Source organism: Arthrospira sp. PCC 8006, from assembly GCF_046480465.1.
GTDB lineage: Bacteria > Cyanobacteriota > Cyanobacteriia > Cyanobacteriales > Microcoleaceae > Limnospira > Limnospira platensis.
The window spans coordinates 1-22,447 of record NZ_PKGG01000074.1 but is presented as its reverse complement, the minus strand read 5'-3'; the positions used below and the strand labels follow the sequence as shown (position 1 = coordinate 22,447).

The 22,447-nt window shown below is 45.6% G+C and carries 15 protein-coding genes and 2 pseudogenes; 9 read left to right on the top strand and 8 right to left on the bottom strand.

Going from position 1 to position 22,447, the window contains the following annotated elements; translation table 11 throughout:
* The 3 genes and pseudogenes from B9T16_RS12925 to B9T16_RS12915 form a co-directional block, all read left to right on the top strand.
* Window positions 1-695 (top strand): annotated as a pseudogene (locus B9T16_RS12925) (hypothetical protein); the annotation flags it as partial.
* A complete protein-coding gene (locus B9T16_RS12920) occupies window positions 695-1,327 on the top strand; it encodes an HAD-IB family phosphatase (RefSeq protein WP_014276795.1) in 633 nt (210 codons plus the stop codon). The pseudogene B9T16_RS12925 and the gene B9T16_RS12920, both read left to right, overlap by 1 nt.
* Window positions 1,328-1,357: 30 nt before the next feature.
* Entirely contained in the window at window positions 1,358-2,368 is a 1,011-nt protein-coding gene (locus tag B9T16_RS12915) for a patatin-like phospholipase family protein (RefSeq protein ID WP_410244950.1), read from the top strand.
* Between the two features lie 26 nt (window positions 2,369-2,394).
* Here the strand turns inward: B9T16_RS12915 and B9T16_RS12910 are convergent, their stop codons facing one another.
* Window positions 2,395-3,279: a hypothetical protein gene (locus B9T16_RS12910; protein WP_410244949.1), complete on the bottom strand. Its 885-nt coding sequence runs from the start codon at window positions 3,277-3,279 to the stop codon at window positions 2,395-2,397.
* 461 nt (window positions 3,280-3,740) lie between these two features.
* On the opposite strand from B9T16_RS12910, the gene B9T16_RS12905 reads away from it, so the two are divergent.
* Window positions 3,741-5,621 carry an alpha/beta hydrolase gene (locus tag B9T16_RS12905; RefSeq protein WP_410244948.1) on the top strand — a complete coding sequence of 627 codons (1,881 nt, stop codon included), beginning with the start codon at window positions 3,741-3,743 and terminating at the stop codon, window positions 5,619-5,621.
* Between the two features lie 392 nt (window positions 5,622-6,013).
* On the opposite strand, the gene B9T16_RS12900 is transcribed toward B9T16_RS12905, so the two are convergent.
* Window positions 6,014-6,511: a sterol desaturase family protein gene (locus B9T16_RS12900; RefSeq protein WP_410244947.1), complete on the bottom strand. Its 498-nt coding sequence runs from the start codon at window positions 6,509-6,511 to the stop codon at window positions 6,014-6,016.
* Between the two features lie 103 nt (window positions 6,512-6,614).
* Here B9T16_RS12900 and B9T16_RS12895 point away from each other — a divergent pair, with 103 nt between their 5' ends.
* Window positions 6,615-7,277: a class I SAM-dependent methyltransferase gene (locus tag B9T16_RS12895; RefSeq protein WP_006619920.1), complete on the top strand. Its 663-nt coding sequence runs from the start codon at window positions 6,615-6,617 to the stop codon at window positions 7,275-7,277.
* On the opposite strand, the gene B9T16_RS12890 is transcribed toward B9T16_RS12895, so the two are convergent.
* The 6 genes and pseudogenes from B9T16_RS12890 to B9T16_RS12865 form a co-directional block, all read right to left on the bottom strand.
* Complete coding sequence (locus tag B9T16_RS12890) at window positions 7,221-7,646, bottom strand: hypothetical protein (protein ID WP_410244946.1); 426 nt, start codon at window positions 7,644-7,646, stop codon at window positions 7,221-7,223. The two genes, B9T16_RS12895 and B9T16_RS12890, sit on opposite strands and share 57 nt — an antisense overlap.
* 88 nt (window positions 7,647-7,734) lie before the next feature.
* Window positions 7,735-13,089: a DUF4347 domain-containing protein gene (locus tag B9T16_RS12885; protein ID WP_410244945.1), complete on the bottom strand. Its 5,355-nt coding sequence runs from the start codon at window positions 13,087-13,089 to the stop codon at window positions 7,735-7,737.
* Window positions 13,090-13,740: 651 nt separating this feature from the next.
* Window positions 13,741-15,012: an RNA-guided endonuclease IscB gene (gene iscB / locus B9T16_RS12880; protein WP_410244944.1), complete on the bottom strand. Its 1,272-nt coding sequence runs from the start codon at window positions 15,010-15,012 to the stop codon at window positions 13,741-13,743.
* Between the two features lie 286 nt (window positions 15,013-15,298).
* Window positions 15,299-15,607, bottom strand: a pseudogene (locus B9T16_RS12875) (Bax inhibitor-1 family protein); the annotation flags it as partial.
* 181 nt (window positions 15,608-15,788) lie between these two features.
* Window positions 15,789-16,388 carry a GerMN domain-containing protein gene (locus B9T16_RS12870; RefSeq protein WP_006617162.1) on the bottom strand — a complete coding sequence of 200 codons (600 nt, stop codon included), beginning with the start codon at window positions 16,386-16,388 and terminating at the stop codon, window positions 15,789-15,791.
* 297 nt (window positions 16,389-16,685) lie between these two features.
* A complete protein-coding gene (locus tag B9T16_RS12865; RefSeq protein WP_231852007.1) occupies window positions 16,686-16,937 on the bottom strand; it encodes a hypothetical protein in 252 nt (83 codons plus the stop codon).
* A 678-nt stretch (window positions 16,938-17,615) separates the two neighbouring features.
* Here B9T16_RS12865 and B9T16_RS12860 point away from each other — a divergent pair.
* The 4 genes from B9T16_RS12860 (at window position 17,616) to B9T16_RS12845 (ending at window position 22,445) form a co-directional block, all read left to right on the top strand.
* Complete coding sequence (locus B9T16_RS12860; protein ID WP_006617160.1) at window positions 17,616-18,143, top strand: hypothetical protein; 528 nt, start codon at window positions 17,616-17,618, stop codon at window positions 18,141-18,143.
* Between the two features lie 16 nt (window positions 18,144-18,159).
* Window positions 18,160-20,031: a ThiF family adenylyltransferase gene (locus tag B9T16_RS12855; protein ID WP_410244943.1), complete on the top strand. Its 1,872-nt coding sequence runs from the start codon at window positions 18,160-18,162 to the stop codon at window positions 20,029-20,031.
* Window positions 20,032-20,117: 86 nt separating this feature from the next.
* The gene (locus B9T16_RS12850) at window positions 20,118-21,590 is read left to right on the top strand and encodes a group 3/4 sigma-70 RNA polymerase sigma factor (RefSeq protein WP_410244942.1); all 1,473 of its coding nucleotides are present in this window, start codon (window positions 20,118-20,120) and stop codon (window positions 21,588-21,590) included.
* Between the two features lie 81 nt (window positions 21,591-21,671).
* On the top strand, window positions 21,672-22,445 hold the full coding sequence (locus B9T16_RS12845) for a DUF1822 family protein (RefSeq protein ID WP_410244941.1): 774 nt from the start codon (window positions 21,672-21,674) through the stop codon (window positions 22,443-22,445).
* Window positions 22,446-22,447 lie beyond the last annotated feature (2 nt).

Genomic DNA, 22,447 nt, shown 5'->3' with positions numbered 1-22,447 from the left:
GCCTATTCCCTGTTAATAAGATCGTCGATGGGTATGTAAAGGCAAGAGGGTCCAAGTCCTTCTCATCTGTAATGGTGGGGCAAAAAGTGATGCTGGGCTGGTTATCAAAACTAGCCGAGGTTAAGACTAAATTTGGGTATGAAACCGCTAATCTCAGGACTGCGTTAAGGTTAGTCAAGTCAAAAGACAAGTCGGATCAAACTCCTGAAACTCATGCCGTGGATGGACTGACTCTGGCSTGTTCTGAGTTTGTCAAATATGAACCGTTCCACACTGCCAACACTCACGGTCATACCTGGAAGGGTTTGGTTCAGTTAACACCATCCATCTTTAAAGTGATTCGCAGACCTCCCATTTCTCGTAGACAACTGCACTTGATGGTTCCGGCCAAAGGTGGGGTGCGTCGTAAATATGGCGGTACCACCACACGGCATGGGGTCAGGAAGGGTGACATTGTGCGTGCTGAAATGGCAGGTCGGGTTGTCGTCGGCTGGGTGAGTGGTGACACTCACAGACAGGTTTCTGTCAGCGATATCAACTGGAAGCGGTTGGGTCAATTCACCGCTTCTAAGGTCTCTTTGATTGCGCGTAGTACAAACTTGGTGGTTTCGGGGGCATTGAACCCCACTCAACCACCGCTCCTATCCCTCCCCCACCTGCTACGCGAGGATGGGGGTTTCTCGGAGAATTTTTGATGAAACCAGTTGTTTTCTGTGACTTTGATGGGACAATTACAGCGGAAGAGACCTTTGTGGCGATGCTAAAGCAATTCGCGCCGGAGGCGGCGGAGGAGACTATCCCAAAACTATATACCCATGAGATCAGCTTACGTTCGGGGGTGCGAAGGATGCTAGAATCAATACCCTCGAAGGCTTATGAAGAGATTATGGAGTTTTCACGGACTAAAGAAATGCGTCCTGGACTGTTGGAATTAATGGACTTTCTCGATAGTGAGAAGGTGCCGTTTGTGGTGGTATCAGGGGGGATTCGGATTATGGTAGAAACAGTATTAGGAGAATTAGTTAATCGGGTGGCGGGGATTTATGCGGTGGATGTGGCGACGGACGGACCAAATTTGCGGGTACATTCAGAGTTTGAAGAGGGGACAGAATTAGTGGCAAAAGTGCGGGTAATGGAGTTATATGAGGGAGACCCGAAAATTGCGATCGGGGATTCGGTAACGGACTTAAATATGGCGATCGCAGCTCCGGTGGTATTTGCGCGCGATCGCTTATCTGGGTATTTAGATAAGCAGGAAAAGCCTTATATACCTTGGGGAGATTTCTTAGATATTCGCGATCGTCTCAGAGAAATCTGGAAGGTTTAATCAATCCCATAATTAATAGGAGTGTGACAAATGGCAGAGTTTACCAGGGTTCTCTCGATTGATGGTGGTGGCTTACGGGGATTAATCCCCGCCGAAATTTTGGTAAGTGTCGAGCATAAAATTCAGGAAAAAACTGGCAATCCTCAAGCTAGACTGGTGGAGTATTTTGATTTATTTGCTGGGACAAGTGCTGGGGGAATTCTGACTTGTCTTTACTTATCTCCCGACCTCCAAGACCCCCGGAAACCCCGATACTCTGCGGAAGAAGCTAGGAACTTTTTTTACCAAAATAGTCGTAATATCTTTTACCAACCTTGTAGCCACGCTCTCAAAAACTTTTGGGGACTGTTAAACGAAAAATACTCCCATGAAAAATTAGAGTTAACGATGCAAAACTTTTTTGGGGACTTAAAGTTAAGCGAGTTATTAAAACCCTCCTTAATTTGCTCCTATGAAATTTATCGGCGAAAAACCCACTTTTTTACTCAACATGATGCGGTAGTAACTCCTAGAAAAGACTATTATGTAAGAGATGTAATTCGCGCCACCTCAGCCGCTCCGACTTTTTTCGAGGTAGCTGCAATTAGGTCTTTAAGTGATGAAATTTATACCTGTGTTGATGGGGGAGTGTTCGCCAATAATCCAGCCTTGTGTGCTTATGCGGAAGCTCGTAGTAAACTCCCAGATAATCCCACGGCTAAAGATATGGTAATTTTGTCTTTGGGAACTGGGGACGTGAAAAAAGGATATCCTTATGAACAGGCTAGAAATTGGGGCCAGTTTCAATGGTTAATTCCCCTGTTCGATATTATTATGACGGGGGTGGCTGAAACCGTAGATTATCAAATGAAGCAAATTTATGATGCTACTAGGAGTCCTGAACAGTATCTGAGAATAAATACAACCCTGACGGATAAAAATATGTTACCCATAGATAAGTCATCTGACGAAAATCTGCACGCTATTCGCCGCGTCGGTCAGCAATTAGCCGAGGACTATAGCAAGGAATTGGATGCAATTGTTGATTTATTGCTAAGGTAATAATTGCGGGACGGCTAGTAGTGCCTTCATTTTAACCCTAAATGTTCCATAACTCCAGAGATAGCATTCATGCGTCTTGACTGATCATGTCTGACACAGGACTTAGCATCTATGGAATATGGACAAATGGGAGGATGGGCTAAAGCTGTCTGCTCATAACTGCCATTGATTTTAAATGATTTGACTCTGGCTGAGAGGATAGCGTCCGTCCCCCTTTTTCTGCTGCGTAGTTCAGAGGCATATAATTGGGGAAATTTGTTGCCGAAATAAGGACTCTGATTCCATAAATCTATGGCATTGATAAATCCTTCTAAGTGGGAGTTAGGATTAATGCCGAGTTCCCTAAATTTCTGTTCAATGACAAAGGACTGTGATCTGAGGTGTTGCAGACACCATTGGTTAGCCTCCTGTAGGGTTCCACCCCGTCCGTGGTTACTGCAAAAACCCTTATTTAAGATGCCAGTAGCGGGGTCGAAATGACCAGCAATTAGGGAAGTCCGTCTTCCATTGGTCTCGCAGTTTCCCTCGGCGGCACAAATTGATAAAGCGCCGGGACTATTGAGATTTGCAAATAGGCTATTCAGGGGAATATAAGCGCCAGAGGAATGACCAAGTAGCCAACGGTGACTAATTTGCTGAAACTTAGTTGCTTTGTGCTTTTCTTGAGTTTGATTAGACTGTGAATTAACCAAAGAAACCACGTTTTTTTCAATCTTAACCTTGGCTGAGTAGATAGCGAAAAATCCTAAAAAACCTACCATAAACCAAGTTAAACCTGTCAAGGTGGGGTAATAATTTATTCGATAATTAATCCTCCTATTGTGATGACGATTAAGCTGATGATGACGGTGGGTGTTGATGTATTTACCTGATGGAAGTTTATGCTTGAAAACAGCACGATTTTTTGCCATAACTAAAAATCAAAAATTCCTAAATTTATGAGGCTGACAACTTGAGTATTTTCATAATCTATGGAGCCTTCAATATTGACAAGATGCACAATCAAATGTTAAATTGTTTTACATGGTTTTTATCCCCGTTTATAGTGAATTGAGTGGCTATGATGGTGGTTATCATCTAAGGGAAATAGGCTTAGGATAGGCTCTGAACACCACAACAGACTCAAAAAGCATTCATAATATATCACCTGTTTTGAGTTATTGAAAGGCTAAGTTTCCTTGATCCCTGATGTTAAGTGTGGAAATTTTCCTATTATTTAAGGCTTCTAGCCGATCGCATTAGCTTTTGGGAACCGAGAAAATTTATGTCTTAGGGAAGAAACAGACCCGGGGGTTAGTGACGGCGGGATATTGGCAAAAATACTAAATTGCGGTTTGATAATATAACTCCCAATAACTCATAGATAATCAATATGGGAACTGAGCGCAGCTACAAAACCTTGCCCTTCTATTGGCATCGCGATACCTTGGAAAACGATCGCCGATGGTTAGAATCCATTGTTCGGAATACGGCTCCGTTTTCAGACGCTTGGACGAAAGCTCGCATTGTCCAGCTTGCTTACCCATATCCCCCCAAGACTACACTCAAGACTGTGGAGGGACTGCCCGCCTATGGCGCTTACAGCTCGGAAGCAGAGATCGCCTCGGTGTTGCGATCGTCTTTTAATCTCCTGGAATACCCAGGCTTTGAGGCTCAGGTAAATGAGGATTATGTGATCCGCACTCTCAATAGTTGGCATAATCGAGAATTTACTCAGGCGATCAGTCGCAATTTTGAAGTTTATGTCGATCGCTACCACAGAAATATTTTTTTAGTGGTCAGTACCGCTCCGAGTTCCCTAAATATTGACCGCCAATTACCCCCAAGCGATCGCTTTCGTCCCCTGTTCAATATCGCTGAACTTGGTCCCATGATGCGCTTGGCGAATTTTAATCGCATTACCCTCCGTACCCACGGCTATGCCACCCCCCCAGAAAAGTTCTATCCGGCTTTTGTGAATGAGGCGGAGTCTATTTCCCTCAAAGGACCCATTAATCAGGTGGGGACTTTGGAAGAAAAAAGTGCCTATATCGGCTATCACTGGCCGGGAGAAAGACCGATTTTGAGTGCCGGTCTATGGACTGACCCTTTCCGCTATTGGGGGATTTCTTTAAAGTTTCTGGTAGGTGTGGCTCTGGTGGCTTTTGGGGGCGGCTCTGTGCTATATTTGCTCCTAGCCCTATTGATAGCCCCTCTGTTGCTAATATGGGGAATTCAGCCGGTTGTTGATTCTCTCTGGCAATGGATAACCTGGGATACTCTGGCTGGCTCAATCAGCCAATGGCTGTGGGTGGCTTTCAGCGTGTTTCTTCTGTGGCTATTCCTATTCCAGTTGCTGCGGATTGTCGTCTATCAGCGCGATCGCTATCGCACTATTCACTACGGCGCACCAGACCTAGCAGAGTTCTTCTGGCGACTTGATAAGGTGCTGGGAGATAATCCTTATGCTTCTATGCCTTTTTTACCGGGGGAACAACCCCCATTATCCCCCCTGCCTAGCCTGAAGGTGAACTTGATGGGTCACAGCATGGGCTGCCTCCTGGTGGTTAATGTTCTGCGAATTCTATCCGATCGCTTTGGGAAAGAGGATCGCTTAGTTCAACAAGGCAACGATATGGGGGAACACTTGCGCCTTGACCGCTTGATTTTATCTGCTCCAGATATCCCCTTGGAGTTTTTGCGGGAAGGACGCAATAACTATGTGCGATCGGCTATTCTCCGCTGTCGGGAAATTTATTTATTTTCTAGCGATCGTGATCTGGTTCTTCGTTACCTGTCTATTTTGGGTAATTGGTTTAGTGAACCCAGTGTGGCTATGTCTGGCTTGCGCCTGGGAAATGTTTACCTCAAAACAGTTAAAACACAGGAGGGACGAGAAGAATATAGACCATTTATTCGGGTTATGGTAACTTCTCAGGCGGCGGTTGAACCTACCTCGGCTTATGATTTGTTTGAAAAGTTTAACTATTTTGACTGTTCGGAAATGTCCAAGGTTAATGGGGTTAAATGGGGGTTAAATGCGGGGACGGCGTTACCGATAGATTTAGGAAATGCCCTCTTATACTTTGCTAATAAAATTGATGTTCACGGCGCCTACTACTGGGTTGATACTCCCAGTTTTGAGATTATGCAATTTCTGATTACCCGCGACGAACTCTCTCGCTCAGATACTTTGGCGGCTATTTACAAACTCATTGAAAATACTCCTATTCGTTTTCGTCCCAGTCAACCTTTTTCTAAGCCCAATTTATGACTGAGGTATCTGTTACCCTATCGACAACAGGCTGATGCAGGCATTTAATAGGTTTTACTAATTTATCCAGCCAGATATATTTAATTTTCCAAAGATTGTTAAGAATTAATACGATTTTATTGCAAATTGCTCGCAAAAACTTGACGAGATTATAGGGGTTGTGGTATTCTCAGAGAAATGGCTTCCAAGGGGTTACTCTGTCTATATGCAAAAATAAAGGCTACAACCCTGATTCTGTGGCGATTAAAAATATTCTCTGAGAAAAAGATTAAGCTGGCGATGCACGAGTTTTGGGAAGGAAAGCGGCCCCTTTTTTTATATTTATTGACAAAAACGACATTTTGTGCATAGGAAGGAATGAATCAAAGAATCCGAACCCAGGGATTATGGAACTAATTATTGATGGGCTGCTTAAATTGTAGCAAAAATTGAAACCACAATTGAGCAGGTTTATCGTAGAATGTGAAGATATCACCGTAGGCAATTCGGGAGTTGCGATGATGTTGCCAATGTATTTCTGGGGTGGTGATACAGAGAAGTTTACAGATGTAGATGATGGTGTTGGGTGTAGTCCATTTAGTGGGGGAAAGATGACGAAATTCGACATGAGACTGTGCGAGGACTAAACCCAGGATAGTACCGGTTGGAGAAAGCGACCAAAAGACAGGTAAAAAGACGAGATAGGGAAAGGCGGCTAAGAATCCAGTAATTAAAACGAGGGGATTTTTAGTAGCGATCGCATATCGGATAAAACTGCGATTATGGCTATGATGAACAGCGCCATGATATTTCCCGAAAATATGTTCAGGGACATGATAGAAAAAGGTTGAGATGAAATCCCCGGTCAATAGTAAGACCACAGCTATTAGGATAATCTTGATGACGGTCATGGCTTTACCCTCAGCATTTGCGGCCAGTGTAACGAATGGAGATTAAATTTAATTAATAGTTAGGTTAAACTTGAGAATCATCTAGGATAGGAGAAATGTAGGGATGTTGTTACCAGGGAAGCAACGGAGTAAACTGGACGAAACTGAGGATAGATTATTTTATGAGTATCCGCGATTTGTGACCCATGTTGATGAGGGGTTTATTGATAGGTTAAGGGGGTTATATAGCGATCGCCTTTCCGTCAATAGCAGAGTGTTGGACTTGATGAGTAGTTGGGTGTCTCATCTCCCGGATGATCGGAAATTCTCCCATGTAGAGGGACACGGGATGAATGAGGAGGAGTTGGCGCGTAACCGTCAACTGAACCATTATTTTATTCAGGATTTGAATAAGGACCCAAAATTACCGTTAGGCGATCGCGAATTTGATGCGGTGTTAATCTGTGTATCAGTACAGTATTTACAGTATCCTGAAGCCGTATTTAGTGAAATTCATCGTGTCTTGAAGCCGGGGGGAGTGGTGATTGTGAGTTTCTCTAACCGGATGTTTTTTCAAAAAGCGATCGCCGCCTGGCGAGACGCAACAGAAGCCCAGCGAGTCAAACTGGTAGAAAGCTACTTTAACTCAGTCCGTAGTGGGGAATTACCCGGCTTCAGTGTCCCTGAAGTAATTATTCATCAGTCATCTATCCCCCCGGTCTTGCAAATGTTAGGACTCGGTGGCGGCGACCCGTTTTATGCAGTGATCGCACATCGTCAAATCTGAGGAATCATCTTCGACTTCTTCTGGCTGTAGTTGCTGGAAAACCTCTAGGGTCAGATATACAGGCTTTTCGGCGGTATTCTGACCCCAAAATTGTCGGATAGGCTGATCCTGGTCCGATTGAATCTCTAGGAGTTTCCCAGAAGTGCAGGTATAGGTGTGTTGACCATCACCACAGGGAATGGCGACATCTCCAGGCTTTAGTATCCTGACAGTCATCTGGGTAACAGGGGGATCGAGTTTAATGCTCTGTCTGGACATCTCTGATAGGATGTTGAGGGAATAGGTTTTAAGGGGTTCTGCGGCTTGGGCTGGTATCACCCAAGCGCAGAAAACCACCAGCAGAGTTGTGAGTAGAATCTTCAATTTCATATTGACAAATATTCACCTTTGGTTTACTTTACCGAAATCGGTTCAGTGTGGCAAATATATGATTTTGAAGATAGATGGGTTGATCGAATTAGAAGAAGGTAAAATCTTCTATATCTATGGTAGTGGCTTCAACTCCATTTAAGAAAGCTAAAACCTCTCCGGTGTCGGCGATGATGATTTGAGATCCGGTGTCAATTTGAGCGATCGCTAATTGTCGAGGATCTAGATCTGCGGTAATCCAGATTTGGTCAATACCCACTTCAAAATCAGCGATCGTATCTTGTCCGTAAGCGATCGCAAAAGTATCACGACCCGCGCCACCAATCAGAACATCATTACCTTTATCACCACTGAGAAAATCATTTCCATCCCCTCCAATTAACGTATCATTTCCCTGACCGCCATAGAGAGTATCAGATGAAAAACCACCTACTAGCAAATCATTTCCGAGATTTCCAAACAGTAGATTATTACCCGCAATACCCAACAGCGTATCATTGTCTTGACCGCCATAAATCGTATCATTACCTTGATTTCCTTGTAGGTAATCATCACCTTGATTTCCGCAGATTAAATCATCACCCTCGCCGCCGTCAATAGTATCATTTCCTTGACCGCCATAAATGATATCATTTCCCAGTCCTCCCAGGATTAAATCATCACCTTGATTTCCGCAGATTAAATCATCACCCTCGCCGCCGTCAATAGTATCATTTCCGATGTCTCCCCAAATTACATCATTCCCTTCTCCTCCCCACAGTAAATCATCATCTTGACCGCCATATAAAGTATCATTTCCCGGTCCTCCTAAGATGAAGTCATTACCTTCACCTCCTAACAACAGATTATTCCCAAATCCTCCTTCTAAATTATCGTTTCCTCCCATACCAAAAATCGTGTCATTTCCACCTCGTCCATATATAGATTCGGCTATGGATGTACCAATTTTTAATTCATCCGCTTCGGTTCCTTCTAAGGTCTCCTGAGTCACATTAATTAAGCGGCTTGAATCAATATTCAAACTGGGAATAGTTACCAATGGGATATTAATACTCCCAATGATTTCTAATGGTTGTATTAGTATTGGTGTCACCACTGGAGTTAATTCGGACTCTGTTTCAGGGTTGCTTTCTGGGGTTCCCTGCTCTACACCAACACCCGCACCAATAGGAGTCCCTTCCGCTTGCGGTTGCGGTTGCGGTTGCGGTTGCGGTTGCGGTTGCGGTTGCGGTTCAACCTCCGGTTCAGGTTCGACTTCCGGTTCAGGAGTCGGTTCAACTTCCGGTTCCGGTTCGACTTCCGGTTCAGGAGTCGGTTCAACTTCCGGTTCCGGTTCGACTTCCGGTTCAGGTTCAACYTCCGGTTCAGGAGTCGGTTCAACTTCCGGTTCCGGTTCAACTTCAGGAGTCGGTTCAACCTCCGGTTCAGGAGTCGGTTCAACTTCCGGTTCCGGTTCAACTTCAGGAGTCGGTTCRACTTCCGGTTCCGGTTCGACTTCCGGTTCAGGAGTCGGTTCAACTTCCGGTTCAGGAGTCGGTTCAACCTCCGGTTCCGGTTCGACTTCCGGTTCAGGAGTCGGTTCGACTTCCGGTTCGGGTTCAACTTCAGGAGTCGGTTCAACCTCCGGTTCCGGTTCCGGTTCGACTTCCGGTTCAGGTTCAACCTCCGGTTCAGGAGTCGGTTCAACTTCCGGTTCCGGTTCAACTTCAGGAGTCGGTTCAACYTCCGGTTCCGGTTCCGGTTCGACTTCCGGTTCGGGTTCAACTTCAGGAGTCGGTTCAGGTTCCGGTTCAGCTACAGTTGAAAATTCATAAGCGCCAATATCAAATTCAAGGGTTCCATTTCCATCACCATCAATAGGACGAGGTTCGCCGCGTTGGTCGGTGGATATTTCCGCATTGACACCACCATCGATCGCCGGACTTCCTTCTAATAACGGATAGAAATAGGTTTCGTTTTGATGTTGTAGGGGACCCAATAGAGGATCGGCGATAGTAATCGTAGCCGTGGCGTTATAATCATTAGCAAGGTTCGTGAGTTTTTCCAGCCATTGAATGTTACCACCACCATCAACTAATTCGCGGTTAGTGTGTTGTTGAATTCCCCAATTATTCGTACCGTTATCAGCAGTATTATTGTAGAAAATCGTATTTCGGACCGTAACCGTTTGGTCAGCAGAGGCGGCGATCGCTCCACCCACCCATCCCGCGTAGTTTTCCGCAATGGTAGTATTGATGATCTCAGTAGGACCATATAAAGCCATCGCACCACCATTTCCAGAGGTCGTCAAAGATTCGGCGCGGTTTCCCGAAAAGGTGTTATTAGTGATGACAGTCGGCGCATTCATCATCCAAATTCCACCCCCCTGATTAGTGGCGGTGTTGTTAACAAAAGCCGTATTTATGACTTCAAATCCTTGATTTAAGCCATTGTTCATCTGAACGATCGCACCACCATTTCCGCCATTTCCACCGGGGAGGGGGAGAATTTGATTATCCTTAAAAACGCTCGCTTCAACGATGACATTATCTTGGGTTCCCGTGTACAGATAAGCCGCACCACCTTCACCTCGTCCGCTATTTCCTTCAAACAAACTATTCCTAATGGTAATAGTTCCTGATGTATCATTACTAGATGTACTGGCGCGATCGGTGTAAATTGCGCCACCATATCCCCGTAAAGAAGGGTTATCATTTCCGGTGTCGTAAAAGGCGGCGGTAGTCGTATTATTAATAAACCGGGAATTTTCAACCGTTAACCGACCATTTAAGCTGTTAATCGCCGCGCCATTAATGCCTTCATTTTCGACAAATTCGCTATGGGTTACGGTAATTTCATCGGGTCCCCAAAAGGCGATCGCACCCGCACCTCTTTCGTCATTCCCCGCGACCGCTTTATTCCGATTAAAATAACTTTGATTAACCGTCAATCTTCCCTCAAAGGCACTAAAAATTGCGCCGCCACCCTGGTCAGCCACATTGTCGTTAAAAGTGACATTTTCGACTGTTAAAATTCCTTGGTGTGTGGTCGCAATACCCCCACCCCTTTCGGGAGTATATCCGTTGGCGATCGTCAGATTTTGAATGGTTAAACTGGTGGGATTTGCTGAGGTTGAATTAACATAAAATACTCGGTAACTGTTATTCCCACTGATAGTCAGATTAGGATTATTATTCCCGTCAATAATCAGGTTTTTACCCACCGGAATTTCTAACTGTCCTCCCGTCAGGGTAATAGTATTTCCCCCCGTGAGTTCAGATGCAAATGTAATGGTATCCCCTGATTGCGCGTTGGCGATCGCATCCCTTAATGAACCCTCACCCCCATCATTATTATTAGTAATAATTAAACTGGGTTCATTGATGGTCGGAATCATCTCATAAGCACCCACATCAAACTCTGCTGTACCACTATTATCTCCATCCACCGGACGACTTTCTCCCCGCTGGTCTGTGGTAACTGTATTAACAACAATTCCGCCATCAATCGCTGGACTTCCAGGTAAAAGGGKATGAATTAATACCCCATTAATTTCCTGTAAATCTCCCAGCAGTGGATCGGTTAATGTAACGTTACTGGTAATTAMAGTATCGTTAGGGTTCAATTCATTTGATTGAATGTTACCACCGCCATTATTATATGTAGTTCCTGTGTGATGGTTTATATTCCAATCATTGCCGCGATTATTGGCTACATTATAGGCGGAAATTGTGTTAGTTAAAGTCACATTATCCCCACCACCCCAAAAGCCACCGCCTTGACCACCTGCGTAATTATTCGCAATAGTAGTATTGATAATATTGGTGGGATTAGTACCATTGGCGAAGGTAATTCCACCCCCCAAGCCATCACTTCCATCGGCTGATTCGGCGCGATTTTCGGAAATAGTAGTATTGGTAATTGTCACTGGAGATGTTTCTCCAATCCACAACCCACCACCTTGACTTTGGGAACGATTATTAGCAAAGGTTGTATTGTTAATAGTTAACTCTGCATTACCATGTCGCAGTCCGCCACCTAACGCCTGTCCGCGAATACTTTCGACAACCTCATTATTAATAATTTGGCTATTTTCGATGATAACACGGTCAGGAGGATAAGCATATAAGAACAGTCCGCCACCCTGTCCAGCACCTGTATTTCCCTCAATTAAACTATTGCTAATCCGAATTTCTCCCCCCACTGGTCCGGGTCCAAAAGTCTCGCCTGAAGCATTAGCACCATCGGTAAAAATTGCGCCGCCAAAACCAGATGGATCACCCCCTAAATCTCCAGGGGTGGAGTCATTATTGAGAAAAGTTGAACCCTCAATAGTTAAGTCCCCTAACAGGTGATTAATTGCGCCGCCATTGATGCCTTTATTGTTGGTAAATGTGCTGTCAATTACTGTCAGAGTTCCGGCGCTTTTGGTGGCGATCGCACCCCCTCCCCGTTCACTTCCTCCAGCGGTGCCATCATTACCATCAAATTGGCTATTAATGATGGTTGTATTACTTCTAAATCCGGTGAAAATCCCCCCCGCAAACTGGGCACGATTATTGTTAACTTGGCTATTTTCTAAGGTTAAAGATGTCCGACTCGCCATGCGAATACCTCCGCCAGCGCCATCTTCTCCTTCTCCTGTGGCTAAACCGTCGGCAATAATTAGATGTTTTAAGGTGACTGATGGAGGGATAAAATCAGGACTTATTTGGATTTCAATAACCCTAGTATTTCCGCCGCCACTCAGGGTTAATCCTGACGCAGATTCTCCGTCAACAGTGATGCTTTTGTCAATGACTAATTGTTGGCTAAGGTTAATGGTTTGACTTGACAAACTGCTATCGAATGTGATAACATCCACATCACTGGCATTGGCGATCGCCTCCCGTAAAGAACCAGGCCCAAAATCATTGGTATTGGTGACGGTAATAGTACCGAAAGTTCCCCGATAAGAAGCGATCGCTTTTGAGGTAAAGGGTAAATTTAACTCAACGGTCGCGGTAGAATATTCTAAATGCCAATAGTCAGCACCGACAATTTCCTGTGAGGCGGCGACTGTTGCGCCGGTGATTTCTGCTAACTGCTCGATAAAATTAGTTCCGGTGGCGGCGGCGACCCGACAACCATAAAGGAATAAGGTAGCTGTTTCTGATAAAGCCTTGCGCCAACTGTGAAGGCGATCGCTTTTCAGGGTATCGCTATTAACAACCCCATTCCCCAAATATAAACAGCCTGGACTGCCATGGGACAAAATATGAACCTGGGCAATTTTTTCACCCAGACTGCTATAATCAGATAGTATAGTCGAAATCTGTGCTATCCCATCTTGATGGCGATCGAGAATAATTCCTTGGCCGTCTTTGACCCCATCTAGGAGTTGTTCGGGTGTTTCTACATTGCGATCGATAAAAACGAGGGTTTTAGGCTTACCGCTAGGGGCACACCTTGGACGTTTAAACATTTATGAGACTCCAAGAGGGTATATTTGGTATATTCAACCCTGGAGTTGTAAATTCAGGTTTAACTGGTTAATTTATCAAGTAAAAGAATTGGTACCCCCCTTCAGCCACCAGGAGGAAGCACCAATCCTATTGACTCACCGCCCAACCTAAAAGAGCGTTAATTGGAATCCTTAATTGAGTTTTAAGATGTTTCCTATTGAGTCCTATTCTATAAATAACAGATTTTGATTTAAATCGCCTCAGTATTTTTACTGAAATTTTGACGGATTTTCTGAGGGTGAGTAGGAGCAAAATTACGGAATTTACGGTTATATCAACTCTACCAAAGCCATGGGCTAATTAGGAGTAACCAATTTTTTACCCCTAGGAAGTGCAAAAAAACCGTAGCCTGGTAATAGTGGCTACGGCTGGTATTTCACAAGTAGTTATAATCGCTTAGATTAACGGTGGTTATCAACCTGGGACTTAATCGCGATTAAGAACAATCAGTAAGCGCAAAATAAAGATAAACAGGTTGATGTAGGTGAGGTACATGGACAAAGCGGCGGGAATAGGCTGGTCATCACGTAAACCTCTGGGGAGCGTGGAAGCCCCGTGTCTTTAGACCGGGGAGGAAACGGGACCGGGGGACTTTAGTCCCCGTGAATCTTTCAAGCATAGGCGTAACCATCCTTTCGGTGAATAGGTTGGCAGTATTTGTGGTTGATGCCTGTCACCCGTCCCGAGGCGGTGGTCATATCAAAACTGCCAGAGGCACGGCAGAGAACCCGTCCTACATAGGAGCCAATTTTCTTCCCGGCCGTGACCGTAGCCGTGACGATATCGCCAGTCTGAAAACCGTTGTGAATTTGCTTCCTGGAGCGGTGACGAGTGGGGAATCCGTACTTATTCGTCCCGCACATCCGACGAGTTCCATGCCCCTTCGCTAGAATCAGCAACGGTTTTGACGTGACAATATCGAGTGATTCGACGTCTCCAACACAGGCAGCATCAAGCCAATGAGCTTTAGGTAGGTTAAGCCGAAGTCGATTGAACTTCGTTTGTCCGCCGGTTCCTGTAGTTACTGGGACTCCTGTGGCTTTGAGAGCGTTGAACAAGGCCCATCGGGTTGAGTTAACGGCAGCCGCATCGTTAAGGGGTGATTTGGCCTGCCTCAGAAGACGACTCAGGACATCAGGCTGGCCCGATAAAAAATCCCGAATGTCCCCATTGCCTTTGGCTTGATTGCATGAGTGGCAAGCGATCGTCAGGTTAGACACCCGGTCAGAGCCCCCCTTAGACCGGGGCTGAATATGCTCAACTTCAAGGGGTACATGTTTAGCACCACAGTAAGCACAGGTTCGGCCCCACTTTTCCAACAGGTATTCCCGGACTTCGTAGCCTTGTAAGGCTCCCTGCTGATACTCAACACCTGAGATCTCAGGGTTTTCCATCAATTGTAGGTCGAACCGTACTAGCTCTTGAACAATGCGGCCCACTGGGGCAAGTCTACGGAATCGGTTAACCCAGGTCATCAGGGTATCGACTCGATGCTGCAAGCTCGGAGCCAACCAACCCTGGGGACGAGTCCGATTCAAGAACCGAGCCGGCCGATATTGGGTCTTGCGGTTTCGTCGAGAACGTCGCAGTTGCCGACGAGACCGTAAGGCTTCTACTATCTGCTGTCCTCGGTGCTGCAACTCGGCAGCAAAGATGATTCGATTCCCTTGCTTCAGGGCAATTCCAGTGACTTTAGAACCTGGGTCTAATTTGAGTTCGAGCGGTTCAGGATTCGCATCAACCTCCTTGTTGAGAATAATGGTGAATGGGTAGCGTCGAAATACCGATGCTTTTCCGGCTTTGAGTAGAAACCGTGCGACCCCTGGCTGGCAGGGGGTCAGGGGCTTACGGTTGGTATCTAAAACGAAAATATGATTAGACATTGTTGCGTCTCTTCTGATTGCTCGTCACCTTAAAAATGTGAGGGTATGGTTGCCCCCAACTCTGCAAAGCAGGTAAAGTTTGCCTCGTCAATGTTATAAAAGCTTTTTGGGCTAACTACACTTCCTTACCCCTTGTAAAGATGTTTAATAGTTAACGATAGAGCGAGAGGCTGGCAAGCACCTCAAGGTATCATGGCTTAAATAACGTAGCCAGTTAAGGCTTAGACTGGTCAACTAACTGAGGAATCCGAGGCATGAAGCCCCGTTACTTCAGTACGGGGTGCTGACTGAGGGTATATCCGGTGATGAGGCTATAGGTTGCTAACAGGGGGAGGGCAACCTGGTTATTATCGTTAGCAAGAACCCTACTAGCGATAAAAAATAGGGCTAACTGAGCAATCAAGGCCACCCAGAAGGTGGTCATGAAGATTCCCGGGTTGGTGCTGATGACATTCAGGCCACCGAAGGAACCAACAGCAGTTAGAACTAAACCACCTCCCACAAAGGGGAGGGCATTGGCAATGACGTTAGGGCCTACAAGGGCTTGACCTTGGGCTTGAGCCATTGCTTGCCGAAAATTACTGGTATTTGCCATAGCAACTCCTGAAAGTTTCCGATTTATCTAGTGAGGCAAGAATACCCCCATCATCAGGCAATTGACGACGGGATGAATTGCCACCCAACACTAAGAATATTGTAATATAAACTACCAGGAAAACCAAGTGCTACATGAGATTATAGAGGGGTTGGGAAGCAGAGCTTCTGGCTTATGAAACCTACCTAAAATCCTGTTCAAACTGTTGTCGGGTAATGGGTTGAGGGATTTCTAAACCTTCTCCGCCGAGGACTTCTAAGGGTAAGCCATTGACGGAAATCCGTACTGGTGCGAGGGGGTCGAGGCTGGTGGCGGTGTAAACTACTTGCCCTAAACGGCCAATCATGGAGGCACTACCGCCGCCTGTGGTAAATTCGGTGGATAGGTCGATCGCGATCGCCCCGTCTTGGGTGGCGGTCAAATTTAGTAGTTGAGTACCTGGGGGAATTTCGCTATATTGGTTGGCTTCCTGGGGGCCTGAGAGTAGGCGATCGAAGGCGGCAGCTAGGACGGTATGGGGTTGGGAAGCACTGACGGTGAGGGTGACGGAGTTGGGAATCCAGACAATTTGGTTATCAGCTTCATCGACCCAGTAAATATTGACGGTTTTTTCGATCGCATCGGTTGTTTCTGGGGGTTGAGGAGAGGTGATCGCTGGCGGTTGTTCGGTGTCAACAGCGGCCCGCCACCAAGTCACACCGGCGGCGATAGCGGCAACGAATAGCGCTACCCCAGCAATCATAGCAATATTTTGATGGTGATCGGGTTGTGGATCTTTCATCACTATCCATTCACAACTGTATTTTTGAGTTTAACTGGCGATCGGGGGTTCTGACAAATTATCTGACAAATTAATTTTATCGGCGGCGAGATTGAGGATCTCAAGCCCACCGGACACCCACGGTTACCAGCGATCGATTTCACCAGCTACCAGTGATGAACCGGGGGGCGATCGCTGCCCATTTTTTAATCTTGATCTAAAGTCGGGGTTAGATTGGCTAGAAATTCAAACAATGGGAAACTGAAGCCAAGCGACGGCTTGAAGGAATCGAACAAACCGAAGCGGAGGAGGATATTATTACCGGGGAATGATGTATTCGGCATTTTCCACGGTGGAAATTGACCTGGTGTTTTCCGATGGTTGTGGCAGCCGATTAATGGTAATGAGTAGCAATGTTAAAACGGCTACAACTAAGAAAAAAATATCATTCCATTTTTCGGTATGATGAAAACGACGTCCACAGGTAGAACAAAACTGCTGCTGGGGGTGGTCTGGATGGGCGGTAATGTGGCATTTGGCTCGGCCGTGGTGATCCATTGGGCAGGTCATAATCTTCTCCTTAAAAAGGGATCATAATTGACAGTGGGGGGAATGTCTCAAGATAGACAATTTCCCCCAGTGCGATCGAGAGTTAAGCAGGATTAACCAGATCGCAACCATCATCACTGTCTTCAGAGGTATCCATTGTTGAGATCACAAAAAGTGGTGAAGTTTCCGCCCTAACTATCTGTCCGGGGAGGTGAGTTAGGTTCAGCGTAGACAGAGAGATCAATAAAACAACCGTGATTGTGCAATTCATTTTTCAGTGCCTCCCGAAGGTTGCAAGTGCTTTCAAAATAGTTATCTTTTGGAAACGCAACTTTTATGCAAATCGGAGGAAAAAACAGGTAGGGAGTGGTCTACTTGCTTAAATTCATCTGGTCTGGGGCTTTGGTTGTGGTCGCTTCGCACTTTCCTCACTGACTGCATAAAAACTGAAACTCCTCACGACAACATTCATAGGGCGTGAGAGAAACACCTCTGGCGTACTGCAACACTAATTAGGAAAACATCTGATGACTTCTGAAACACTCAAAACTACCAAAACCATCTCCGGCGGCTACGGTGTCACGGATTCTAAAAAGTAGTCAATTGTGGGCGGGGTATTGGTCTGACCTGAAACCGCCACCGCATAAAAATCAGAAGTCTGAACGATAACAGGATCATAACCATCAACAGGCTATCCCCATGACACAACAAGTAGATCTCAATGAAGTCCGTAACCGGGTCATCACTAACCGTCAGCAAGACGTTGACCTTCCCCGGTCTCCCCGTCAGGCTGTATATGTCGATAACGGAGGAAATATTGTCACGGACCCGGAACCCAGCGGGCACCGTCACCTCTCGCAAGTTCCGCAAAAAATCTTTGCCGCCAGCCTCATGCAAGATCGGCAGGTTGTGGTCCGCAAACTGCCTCCCAACGCCCAAGAAATGAACATCAGTGGTGTCACCGGGTGGGTGTACGAAATTACCAGCGAATTGGGGGACCACTACACCATGTTTATTTTCAATGACGGCAGCTTATATCAAGTGATGGTTTTGTTTCCCGAAGTAGCCGGGCGTTATAGCGTTACTGAGGGGCATTTGTTCCCCAACGGCTGCATTTGTCTCAACGAGGAACACGGCTATCGATCGCTCGAACAAGCCTACGCCAAATCTGTCCTTTGGGCAACCGGTTTTAGTATTTATGCCCGCACCGGAAATTTCCCGCTATAACAAACATTGAATCATCATGTACTTAATCTCAGAAAACGCACTGCGTCAAATCCATCAACACATCGCCCTTGATCCCCCCGAACGGGGTGGGGCATTGTTAGGGCCCATCGGCAAAAACCTCATCAGTCATTTTATCCTGGATCAGAACGGACAGACCAGCAGTGCCAGCTATTTGCCTTCACGCACCTTAACCTGTCGGGTGCAACAAATGGAACAGGAAATGAACCTCGAATTTAAAGGTGTCATTCACTCCCACCCCGGCGGGTTAGACCGTCCATCAGGACCCGATGAAGAAGCGATGCGGGAGGGTCTACAAATCAATCCTCACATTCCCTGTTTTGTAGCGCCAATTGTCACCTTACTCGCACCCCGTCAAGCCCTGCGTTCTCACGAACTCCCACTGGGTGAAGGAAAAATATCCTTTTATGCCGCCTATCGTCAAGGTAACGGCATTCGCGTCGAAACCCTACCCATGAAGTCAATTGAAGAATCGGAATTTACCCCTATGCACCAGGAATTACCCTCGGTCACTCATCTAATCGAAACGGACTTGGGGCGAGTGCAGCAGGCTTTCGGAAGCTATAAACCGCCGATGATTTTTGTCACGGAAATGGAAGGGCAAAATATACAGGCAGGATGCCTCAATTTAAAAGGGTTGGAACTGCTGTTTTTGTTCAGCAATACTTATCCGACAACCCCGCCAATTTTATTGGCAACTTTAACGGACAAAGATACCGAACAGGTGGAACTCCCTTGGTCGTTGCAGACACCGGCAGAAGAACGGTTGGTCGTCGCTCTCAAAAGTGTCATAACTGGTGGCGGATATTATCAAAAGGTGTACCGCCCTTTGGGAAAGCCAGGACTGACAAAAGACGAAAAAATCGCGGCTATAGCTGGTTGGAGTGGCTGCTATTCGGAAACTGACCCCCAGCGAGAAGCGAAACAGGTTCAACAAAGTTTATTCGCCCGCAGTACAGGACTTTTAAGCGAACAAATTAGTCAGAAGCGGGTGTTAGTTGCGGGGACTGGTTCGGTGGGTTCTTACTTGGCTGAACAGTTGGTTCGCAGTGGTGTAGGGGGGCTGACTTTAATTGACCCGGAAACGGTGGAAACGGCGAACCTTTGTCGCACCACCTATGAAATTATCGATATCGGACAGCCGAAGGTGAAAGCGTTGGGGCGACGGTTGCTGAATATTAATCCTTTGGTGCAGTTGAAATTGGAGGAAAAAAGTTTATTGGATTATCAGCCGTCGGAGTTTGATAAGTTGGTGCAGGAGGCGGATTTAATTGTTGCCACAACTGATGATGTAGCCGCCCAGCGCATTATCAACCGTTTCGCCTATTTTCGCAAGAAGCCAGCCCTATTTGTGGGGCTTTATCAAGGGGCTGAAGGGGGGGAGGTGATTATTACGATGCCTGACAAAACTCCCTGTTATGTCTGTGCGACTGCTAACCGCCATCAGTTTGAGGTGCAGGTGGGAAAGGTTAGCAATGATGGAGATTATGGCAGCAACGGAAGGGTAATGGGGGAAGTGGCACTGGGGACGGATATTCATCATGTCACGAGTGTGGCGGTGAAAATGGCTTTGTCTTTGTTGCTGCCAGAGACTGCACGGGTGAAATTGAAGGGTTTTTTAAATCCGGCTATTGAGGAGGGGTTCAATTATTTAACCATGTCAATGGTTCAGAATTATTGGTTTTATCCGGCTGTTTTTGGTGAGACGGCGGGACAGTATGCTTATCAGAGTGTTTGGTTGACTGCCCAAAGTCAAGAAAACTGTCCGGTGTGTGGAAAAGTTCACCACCGCACTAATCCGCTGACGGTGCCTTTGGCGGGGGTGAAAGCGGATGAAATTCGAGCGGTTTTAAATACGTCTCGTGTGTAGAAGTTCGCCATAAATATGCTGGGAATGGTTCTAATTTTTAAGGAAATTCACCATTCCCTATTGACTATTTAAAGGAAGTATAATTAATGCAAAAAAGAACGGATTTAGTGGCAAAATTTTCGACTTTTTTAGAGGTTGATGATGCTAAGGATAGTCTGGATTTGGGCTGGTATTATGTGCCTAAATTGAAGCATAATATGAGACAACGGCGGGAGTCCGATCGCACTGCTAAAGAGGAATATTGGGCTAAAGTTATCCTGCGGGAAGCCCTGGCATCTGCGCCGCTGGCTAAAGAACACCTGGCGGCTTATTTGGAGGAAACTGCCTATTGGACGGTGATGAAAATGCGTTATAAGTTGGAAGGTTATCAATTGCGAAAGGTGGATTTTTTCTGTATGGCTAGGGAGGCAACAAGTCAGCCTTTACAGTTGTTTGGTCGCTATGATGATGCCAAGTCTGGGGTGAAAACTTTTGCGGAGAAGACCCTGGAAGATTATCTGTCTGAACAGTTGTTTAAAGGTCGAGAACGAGATAAATATTCGCCTACTGGATTATTACGATCGCTCAGTTATTTGGAATTAGAAAAAACTTTGAAAAAACGGAGGTTTTCCCCGGAAAATATCCAAGCATATCGGCTGCTGCTCAAGTGTTTTAAGGAAAAATATGTGCCTACTAAAAAATCGGGAAGTCGGGCTTTACAACCGCCGGACAGTTGCCAATTACAAGCGATCGCACTCTATTATAATCAATGGCGATCGCCAGATTTTCCTGATTTGACCCCTGAGCAAGTTCAGGAATGTTTAGATAATTTTGTATACTGGGTTCGCGGGGATGCTAAAGTTTATTTTTTGTCCCTAGAAGAATTACTTACCAAGGGGGAAGAAAAACCCTCGGACTCCCCAGATTTTTCCCAGGTATCGGACGATGAACAGGAACGCGGACAAGAACAGGAACTTAATCAAATTCTCTCCCAGTTATTTGAGGAACTTACCCCCCAGATTAAAACCCTGTTGGAGTTGGTCTATGGTCTGAATATTAACCAAGGCGACCTCTGTAATTTTATGGGTTTTGAACAACAGCCTAAACTCTCACGATTCCTGACAAAAACTAAGCGAAATCTCTTGACAAAATTCGCTGAGTATGCTAAMAAAAATTGGGAAATAAACCTGTCTTCCCCTGAATTAAATAAACTGGTCAAACTGATAAATATTTGGCTAGAAAAACATGGATCTCTGCGGTTTCATGACTTGTTAAATGCCAAACTTGGGGCTTTAGATGCGGATGATTTCAGGCTGTTAAAATTAATCTACGGCTGTCAGCTATCTTTAGCTGATGTTTCTGAGAATAGCCAACTTTCTCAGGATGAAATTAAAGCCAGAATTAAGCAGATTGAAGTCACCCTACAAGATACCTTAAAATCGGAAGTAGAAACTCTCTGTTCCGGTGGCACTGAGGAAATGCGATCGCTTCATAAAAGAGTGGTCGATTTCGTGGAAGTGTATCTACAACAAGCCCCTTATGCGGTTTGGGAGTCGAAGTTAAAAAAACCGGATCTATGAGTCAGTTTCTCATCAGTCATCAGTCGCCGGAGGACGCTAAAACTCCACCGAATTTATCTCCTTTATTTGGAAAAAAACATCATGTTTACAATAGAAGATTTGACCGAATTACATCCCGATCGCTTATGGTTATCATTCTCGGAAGAACAACGGGAAATCGCTTGGCAATATTCCCGGCTTTTTTCCCATGCTTATTCCCAATGGAATGGCTATCTGAATCGATTAGCTATCAATGCAGTAATCCCCGGTTTGCAGGAGGAATTGGATTTAAACCCCACTATTTGGCAGCCCAATTCCTTACCATCTTTTTGGGAAAATGTCAACGGAACTAGACTATTAATTAATGATAATTATTCTGTGGTCATTATTCCCAGCGAGACAGTAGACACCGAAGAATTTCGGGTTCCCCAAGAGTGGGTGGATATTCCCAGTTGGGTGGCGAATTATTATTTAGCGGTTCAAGTTTACCCAGAGGCGGGTTACTTGCAAGTGTGGGGATATGCGACCCACCAACAGCTAAAAAATCAGGCAGTATATGATGAGTTTGAGCGAGTTTATGTTCTCCCGAAAGCGGATATAATTGATGATTTAAATGTGATGGTTGTCGCTCAGGAATTGTGCGACACAGAGATAGCGTTTGTCTCTCCGCTACCACCATTATATCAAAATCAAGCGGAACGTTGGTTAGAACAACTCAGTTCAAATACCGTGGAAAATCCCCGGTTAGCAATGCCTTTTTATCAGTGGGCGGCTTTAATCGCAAATGATAAATGGCGAGAGGAATTATATCAACGCCGTTGCGATCGCCTATCAACACAAATTCGACAAAGTTTTAACTATTTGTCTCAATGGTAAGC

Excerpts from the sequence above, each read along its gene's own strand:
- B9T16_RS12870 (WP_006617162.1), bottom strand. The coding sequence starts at position 16,388 with ATGAAAGATCCACAACCCGATCACCATCAAAATATTGCTATGATTGCT.
- B9T16_RS12920 (WP_014276795.1), top strand. The coding sequence starts at position 695 with ATGAAACCAGTTGTTTTCTGTGACTTTGATGGGACAATTACAGCGGAA.
- B9T16_RS12890 (WP_410244946.1), bottom strand. The coding sequence starts at position 7,646 with ATGAAATTGAAGATTCTACTCACAACTCTGCTGGTGGTTTTCTGCGCT.
- B9T16_RS12860 (WP_006617160.1), top strand. The coding sequence starts at position 17,616 with ATGACACAACAAGTAGATCTCAATGAAGTCCGTAACCGGGTCATCACT.
- B9T16_RS12905 (WP_410244948.1), top strand. The coding sequence starts at position 3,741 with ATGGGAACTGAGCGCAGCTACAAAACCTTGCCCTTCTATTGGCATCGC.
- B9T16_RS12900 (WP_410244947.1), bottom strand. The coding sequence starts at position 6,511 with ATGACCGTCATCAAGATTATCCTAATAGCTGTGGTCTTACTATTGACC.
- B9T16_RS12865 (WP_231852007.1), bottom strand. The coding sequence starts at position 16,937 with ATGACCTGCCCAATGGATCACCACGGCCGAGCCAAATGCCACATTACC.
- B9T16_RS12910 (WP_410244949.1), bottom strand. The coding sequence starts at position 3,279 with ATGGCAAAAAATCGTGCTGTTTTCAAGCATAAACTTCCATCAGGTAAA.
- B9T16_RS12895 (WP_006619920.1), top strand. The coding sequence starts at position 6,615 with ATGTTGTTACCAGGGAAGCAACGGAGTAAACTGGACGAAACTGAGGAT.
- B9T16_RS12915 (WP_410244950.1), top strand. The coding sequence starts at position 1,358 with ATGGCAGAGTTTACCAGGGTTCTCTCGATTGATGGTGGTGGCTTACGG.
- B9T16_RS12845 (WP_410244941.1), top strand. The coding sequence starts at position 21,672 with ATGTTTACAATAGAAGATTTGACCGAATTACATCCCGATCGCTTATGG.
- iscB (WP_410244944.1), bottom strand. The coding sequence starts at position 15,012 with ATGTCTAATCATATTTTCGTTTTAGATACCAACCGTAAGCCCCTGACC.
- B9T16_RS12855 (WP_410244943.1), top strand. The coding sequence starts at position 18,160 with ATGTACTTAATCTCAGAAAACGCACTGCGTCAAATCCATCAACACATC.